Raw genomic sequence first — 6,348 nt, 5'->3', positions numbered from 1 at the left:
CGGCCAGCTGGTCGGGGTTGTCGACGTAGATGCCCTTCAGGCCGATCAACTCGGCAAAGCGGTGATACGGCACGTCAGGGATGTCCTGTGACGCCGGGAATTTCGGGTCGCCTTCCATCACGCGCTGCTCCCAGGTGACTTCGTTCAGATCCTGGTTGTTGAGCACCATGCAGATCCACTTGGGAGACTTCCACCGCTTCCAGTATTTCGACACGGTGATGAGTTCCGCCATGTTGTTCATCTGCATGGCGCCGTCGCCCACGAGTGCGATGACGGGGCGATCGGGATGCGCAAACTTGGCGGCGATCGCATACGGCACCGCCGCGCCCATCGACGCCAGCCCGCCCGAGAGCGAGCCCATCATGCCGGGCTTGAACTTGAGATCGCGCGCATACCAGTTGGCGCAGGTGCCGGAGTCGCTGGTGACGATCACGTTGCCAGGCAGCTTCGGTGACAACTCCCACAGCACGCGCTGCGGGTTGACGGGGTAGGCCGGCTGCAGCGCGCGGTCTTCCAGCGTCTTCCACCAGCGCTCGTTCCAGCGGGCAATGCGGTCGGGCCAGTAGCGATCGGTCTTGCGCTGCAGCAGCGGCAGCAGCGCACGCAGCGTCTGCGCGCTGTCGCCCACGAGGTTGACCTCCATCGGGTAGCGGAGCCCCAGCATGCCGGGGTCTAGGTCGATCTGCACGCCGCGCGCCTGGCCTTCCTTGGGCAGGAATTCCGCATAGGGGAAGCCGGAGCCGACCATCAGCAGCGTGTCGCAATGGTTCATCAGTTCCCAGCTCGGCTCCGTGCCGAGCAGGCCGATGGCGCCTGTCACATAGGGCAATTCGTCGGGCAGGACGGCCTTGCCGAGCAGCGCCTTGGCCACGCCCGCCCCGAGCGTTTCTGCCACGGCCGCCACTTCTGCGCTGGCCCCGAGCGCACCCGCGCCGACAAGCATCGCCACCCGCCGCCCGCTGTTGAGGATGTCCGCCGCGCGTTCCAGATCGGCGGCTTGCGGGATCACGCTCGGCGCGCTGTAGCCGACGCCTGAATGCACCGTGCCATGTGCACGCGGCGGCTCGGTGTAGGGCATTTCCTGCAAATCGTTGGGCAGCACGAGCGCCGTCACCCGGCGCTGCCCGATGGCGATGCGCACCGCGCGATCCAGCAGATGCCGCACCTGCGCCGGCATGCTGGCCTGGTGGACAAACGCGCCGGCCACGTCGCGGAACATCGCCGCCAGATCCACCTCCTGCTGGTAATGCCCGCCGACTGCCGTGCGCGCCTGCTGCCCCGTAATCGCCAGCACGGGCATGTGGTCGAGCCGCGCGTCGTACAGCCCCGTGATGAGGTGCGTGGCACCCGGCCCGGACGTCGCCATGCACACGCCCAGCTCACCGGTGAACTTGGCGTGCGCCGAGGCCATGAAGGCGGCCATCTCTTCATGCCGCACCTGCACGAACTCGATCTTGCCGCCCGCGCGCTGCAAGGCCCCGAACATGCCGTTGATGCCGTCTCCGGGGTAGCCAAAGATGCGCCGCACACCCCAGTCATACAGGCGGGCGACGAGGAAATCGCTGACGGTGGCTTGCATGGTGTCTGTCCGGTGTCGGGTGGTGGGGCGTCAGCTGGCGGTCTCGGCGAGCAGCGCTTCCTTGCGCGCGGTCATGGGTTCCTGCAGCGGCGTCAGGTCCACGTGCTGTCGGACCAGCTTGGGAAAGAGCTCGGTCTCTTCCTCTTCCACGTGGTGCGAGACGTACTCGGCCAGCACGGTGAACTTGGCCGCGAACAGGTCGTCGCCTGCTTCCATGCCGTTCAACTGCTCGATCAGATCCTTTGCGGTGGCGTGTTCCACCACGGCTTCGTCGACGAGGTCCTTGAACGCTTCGCCGCCGTTGTCGCGCACGAACGGGTAGAACACCTCTTCTTCCAGCTGCGTGTGCACGGTCAACTTTTCACACGCTTCGCGCACGATTTGCTCGCCGGCCGCCTTGTCTTTTTCCTGCTGGAACGCCTTGAACAGTTTCTTCACCTCGCGGTGATCGTCCAGCAGCATCGACAGCACGGCGCGTTGCGCCACAGGGATTTCAGCTTTGTTCATGGGGGTTCTCCGGGTGGGGTTCTTGTTGAAGTACGCCGTACCGTCGAGCAAGCGCCATGCCGCGCCCGCGTCGTTGCCGGCGACGCGTTGCAGGCAAGCTTCGTGCTGGCAGAGGTCATTGCGTGCGACAGACGCTGCGCAAGATGCGTGGCGGCCGCACACCATCCTGAACGTCAACTGATTGATGGGAGGTAACTGCTATGCAAACCACGACAACCGGCACCACCCTGGGCACTGGCACCGCCACCGGTGTAGGCACCACCGCCGGTGTACGCATGCGCATCATCGGCCGCGCTGAGTCTGATTCAGCCGGCCCGGGCCCGGAACTGATGGCCGCAGATACGCTGGAGGGCGATCGCGTCGTCAACCTCAATGGAGAAGACCTCGGCAAGATCACCGACATCATGCTCGACGTGCAGCGCGGCCGGATCGCCTATGCGGTGATGTCGGTGGGCGGCTTCCTGGGCATCGGCGACAAGCTCTTTGCCGTGCCGTGGAGCGCCATGTCGCTCGACGTCGACCGCAAGTGCTTTGTGCTCGACGCCAACAAGGATCGCCTGGAGGCAGCTCCGGGTTTCGACAAGGACAGCTGGCCCACGATGGCCGATCCGACCTGGGCGCAGTCCGTGCATGAGTACTACGGCTCGCGTCCGTACTGGGAAGAGTATTGAACGCGCCCAGGCACGCTGTTCGCTTGCGTGTCTTCAACCACGCTTGAAACAGGAGGGCGCCATGGAGAAGGGCAAGAAAGAGAAGCATCCGCACGCAGAAAAGCGTGAGGAGCTGGTGGAAAAGGCGGTGGAAGACACCTTCCCGGCCAGTGACCCGCCCGCCACGGGCGGCATCACACGCGTTGTCGAGAAGGACAAGAACGGCAACGCACACCAGGACAAGCGCACCCACAACGGCAATCACCGGTAGCCGCTAGCCGGCCCTGCCGCGCCCGCATCGCCTTTGGCATGCGGGCGTTTTCTTTTTTGACGCGTGTGGTTAGCGGTGCGTCAGGATGTTGACCACGTTGCCGAACGGATCGCGCACGAAAAAACGGCGCACGCCCCAAGGCTCGTCGACGAGCGGGTAGACGACTTCCAGGCCCAGCGACACGGCCCGTGCGTGCACGGCATCCACGTCGTCAACCTCCACCGACAGCGCTGGCACCGGCGTACCGTTTCCGCCTTCGCTGGCAATGCTGACCTGCGGCGTCGTCGTGTTGGCTGGATTGGCAAAGGTAACGATCCAGCCGTGGTCCATCACCGCTTCCAGCCCCAGCAGTTCAACGTAGAACGCGCGGGCACGTGCCGGATCGGTGGCATGCAGGTTGGGGACGATGCGTCGGACAGCCATGCGTTGCCTCCTTTTTACCCATTCGGTGGCGGCATTCTAGTCACGGCTGTGACGTCTTGCTGGCATGCGCACGCGGCGCACATCACGTAAAGTGGCGGGCACTCGAACTACAGAGACACGCACGCCATGGAATTCCTGCAATCGCTGCTGGCACCCCGCCTGCAAAACGTTGAAACCTCCGCCATCCGCGAGTTGTTCAAGGTGCTCGGCAAGCCGGGCCTGATCTCGTTTGCCGGCGGCTTTCCGGATGCCGCCTTGTTTGACGTGGAAGGCCTGAAGGCTGCCGCCGACAGCGCGCTCACCACCGACGCCGCCCGCGCCCTGCAATACGGCGCCACCGAGGGCTTCGAGCCGCTGCGTGAGGCCATCGTCACGCTGATGAAGAGTCGCGGCGCCAACGTCGCCAACACCGACATCCTCGTCACCACGGGTTCGCAGCAAGGGCTGGATCTGCTGGGCAAGGTGCTGATCGGCGAGGGCGACACGGTGCTGACCGAGGCGCCTACCTTCCTCGCCGCCATCCAGGCATTCAAGCTGTACGGCGCCAAGGTGGCCGGCGTGCCGACCGATGGCGACGGCCTGGACGTCGACGCGCTGGAAAAGGTGCTCGCCACCGCGCGTCCCAAATTCCTCTACGTGATTCCCAACTTCGGCAACCCGAGCGGCGCGCTGATGAGCCTGGAGCGTCGCAAGCGCCTGCTGGATGTGGCCGTGCGCCACAACCTGCTGATCGTGGAAGACGACCCGTACGGTGATCTGTATTTCGACGCAGCCCCGCCGCCGTCGCTGTACGCGCTGTCACAGCAGACCGACGGCGCGCAGGGGCGTGTGATCTACCTGGGCAGCCTGTCGAAGGTGGTGGCGCCGGGGCTCCGCGTGGGCTGGATGATCGCCTCGCAGCCGGTGCTGGGCAATGCGGTGATGGTCAAGCAGTTTGCCGATGCGCACACCTCCACGTTTGCGCAGGCCACGGCCGCCGCCTACCTGCGCAGCAATCGCCTGGACACCGTGCTGCCGCGCACACGCGCGGCCTATGCCGAACGCGCCCACGCCATGGCCAACGGCCTGCGCGCGTTGCTGCCCGCAACCGAACTGACCTTCAACCGCCCGCGCGGCGGCATGTTCCTGTGGTGCACCTTGCCGGGCCGCAATGCCGGCGATGTGGCCAAGGTGGCCATCGAGCGCGGTGTGGCGTTCGTGCCGGGTGCGGCGTTCTACCCGGTCGACCCGGATCGTTCGACGCTGCGTCTGTCGTACGCCACCTCATCGCTGGCGCAGGTGGAAGAGGGTGTGCGCAAGCTCGCACACGCCATCGGCGAGTTCAAGCTCGGCTGACCCTCGGGCGCAGGCCGCGGTGGCAACGGCACACACCGACGCGCAGCAAGACCCCGCGCTGCTGCGCCGCCTGCTGCGCGCCAAAGACCGCATGGACGCCGCCTCGCACGAGGCATGGCCCGTCAAGCGGCTGGCCGAGGTGAGCGGCGTGTCGGCGGCGCATTTTGCGCGCTCGTTCAAGCAAGCCTTCGGCATTCCGCCGCACCGCTACCTGCTCACGCGCCGCATCGAGCAGGCCACCACGCTGCTGCGCGACACCGACCTGCCCATCATCGAAATCGCCTACGCCACGGGCTGGGAAAGCCTCGGCACCTTCGGCCGCATCTTTCGCGACATCACCGGGCAGAGCCCGAGCGCGCTTCGCCGCCACGCCCAGGCCACAGCGCCGCAGCAGCAACTCGACCGCGTGCCCGCCTGTGTGCTGAAGGCGGCGCAGCGGCCCGACCTCGTCACAGCAGTTTCGGAGAAGCGCCGCCAGCTGGCAGAGGGTACAAATCCGTCACCCACCAATAACAAGGAGCGGTGATGAGCCAAGGGATCAATGTCGTCGGGCTGTATGTGGATGATCAGGACGCCGCGCTGGCGTTCTATGTCGACAAGCTCGGGTTTCGCGTGCATACCGACGTGCGCAACGGCCCGTACCGGTGGCTGACGGTGCAGCATCCGGAGCAGCCGTCGTTTCAGCTCGGCCTGTTCCAGCCTGGTCCGCCCATCCACGACGAGGCCACCGCGCAGACGCTGCGCGCCATGGTGGCCAAGGGCGCGATGCCGCCGCTGGTGCTGACCGTCGCCGATTGCCGCGCCGCCTATGCGCAACTGCGCGAGCGCGGCGTGGAGTTCACGCAAGAGCCGATCGACCGCTTCGGCAGCGTCGACGCCGGCTTTCGTGACCCGGCCGGCAACGGCTGGAAGATGATCCAGGCCGCCGGAGGTGCCCAGTGAGCGCCCGCCACGCAATCCGCCAGTTTCACCGCTGGGTGTCGATGGCGTTCACGCTCACGGTCATCGCCAACTTTGTCGCCCTGGGGTTGGGCAAGGGTGCGCAGCCGCCGGCGTGGATCACCTACGCGCCGTTGCTGCCGCTGGCGCTGCTGCTGTTTACGGGGCTCTACATGTTTGCGCTGCCGTACCTGGATCGGCGAGGCGCGCGGCGTTCGACCGGCGAGCGGGACACACCCACCGCGGCGGTCTGAGTGCGGCACGTGAGGCTCTGAGGCTCGATTGCGGGGCTCAGACAGTCGAGCGTGAGTGTCCGAGGCTCGTGCACCAGGCTCAGCGCCCGGAACATGACAGTTCGAGGTCGAAAAAACCGGCCTCAGAGGGCCGAGCCCGAAGGGTCGGAGGCCGGACGCCGAGCCTCTGAGGCTCAAGCGCCGACCTCAAAGCCCGGAGCGTGACTGTTTGGGGTCGAAAATGTCGAGCTTGAAGCGTGGCGCACGAGGGTTTGAGGGTCGACCGCCGGGGTTCAGGGTCGGAAGGCGAGGGTTTGAGGCTCGACCGTCGCAGTCCAGGGTCGGAACGCGAGGGTTTGAGGGTCGACCGTCGCAGTCCAGGGTCGGAACGCGAGGGTTTGAGGGTCGACC

9 protein-coding genes are annotated in these 6,348 nt (G+C 66.1%); 6 read left to right on the top strand and 3 right to left on the bottom strand.

Features of this window, described 5'->3' with window-relative positions:
• Both FUT88_RS21150 and FUT88_RS21145 read right to left on the bottom strand, forming a co-directional pair.
• Positions 1-1,579 (bottom strand): thiamine pyrophosphate-requiring protein (locus tag FUT88_RS21150; RefSeq protein WP_147218053.1); only part of this gene is annotated, 1,579 nt, incomplete at its 3' end.
• Positions 1,580-1,609: 30 nt separating this feature from the next.
• Entirely contained in the window at positions 1,610-2,086 is a 477-nt protein-coding gene (locus FUT88_RS21145; RefSeq protein ID WP_147218051.1) for a hemerythrin domain-containing protein, read from the bottom strand.
• A gap of 200 nt (positions 2,087-2,286) precedes the next feature.
• Here FUT88_RS21145 and FUT88_RS21140 point away from each other — a divergent pair, with 200 nt between their 5' ends.
• Entirely contained in the window at positions 2,287-2,757 is a 471-nt protein-coding gene (locus FUT88_RS21140; RefSeq protein ID WP_147218048.1) for a PRC-barrel domain-containing protein, read from the top strand.
• Positions 2,758-2,818: 61 nt separating this feature from the next.
• Positions 2,819-3,007 (top strand): hypothetical protein, encoded by a 189-nt coding sequence (locus FUT88_RS21135; RefSeq protein ID WP_147218045.1) that lies wholly within the window; start codon positions 2,819-2,821, stop codon positions 3,005-3,007.
• A gap of 69 nt (positions 3,008-3,076) precedes the next feature.
• Here the strand turns inward: FUT88_RS21135 and FUT88_RS21130 are convergent, their stop codons facing one another.
• Positions 3,077-3,430 carry a glyoxalase superfamily protein gene (locus tag FUT88_RS21130; RefSeq protein WP_147218043.1) on the bottom strand — a complete coding sequence of 118 codons (354 nt, stop codon included), beginning with the start codon at positions 3,428-3,430 and terminating at the stop codon, positions 3,077-3,079.
• Positions 3,431-3,556: 126 nt separating this feature from the next.
• Between FUT88_RS21130 and FUT88_RS21125 the strand changes: the two genes are divergently transcribed.
• Genes FUT88_RS21125 through FUT88_RS21110 form a run of 4 tightly spaced genes read left to right on the top strand, consistent with a single transcriptional unit; the run spans position 3,557 to position 5,958 of the window.
• On the top strand, positions 3,557-4,765 hold the full coding sequence (locus FUT88_RS21125; RefSeq protein ID WP_147218041.1) for a PLP-dependent aminotransferase family protein: 1,209 nt from the start codon (positions 3,557-3,559) through the stop codon (positions 4,763-4,765).
• Positions 4,766-4,784: 19 nt separating this feature from the next.
• Positions 4,785-5,291 carry a helix-turn-helix domain-containing protein gene (locus FUT88_RS21120; RefSeq protein ID WP_147218039.1) on the top strand — a complete coding sequence of 169 codons (507 nt, stop codon included), beginning with the start codon at positions 4,785-4,787 and terminating at the stop codon, positions 5,289-5,291.
• A complete protein-coding gene (locus tag FUT88_RS21115; protein ID WP_004633594.1) occupies positions 5,291-5,707 on the top strand; it encodes a VOC family protein in 417 nt (138 codons plus the stop codon). Before FUT88_RS21120 ends, FUT88_RS21115 begins: the two co-directional genes overlap by 1 nt.
• Positions 5,704-5,958 carry a hypothetical protein gene (locus FUT88_RS21110; RefSeq protein WP_045785568.1) on the top strand — a complete coding sequence of 85 codons (255 nt, stop codon included), beginning with the start codon at positions 5,704-5,706 and terminating at the stop codon, positions 5,956-5,958. Before FUT88_RS21115 ends, FUT88_RS21110 begins: the two co-directional genes overlap by 4 nt.
• The last annotated feature ends 390 nt before the right edge of the window (positions 5,959-6,348 follow it).

Source organism: Ralstonia sp. TCR112 (genome assembly GCF_007997035.1).
GTDB classification, from domain to species: domain Bacteria; phylum Pseudomonadota; class Gammaproteobacteria; order Burkholderiales; family Burkholderiaceae; genus Ralstonia; species Ralstonia edaphi.
The sequence above is the reverse complement of the archived record's forward strand: the minus strand, read 5'-3'. Positions and strand labels throughout refer to the sequence as shown.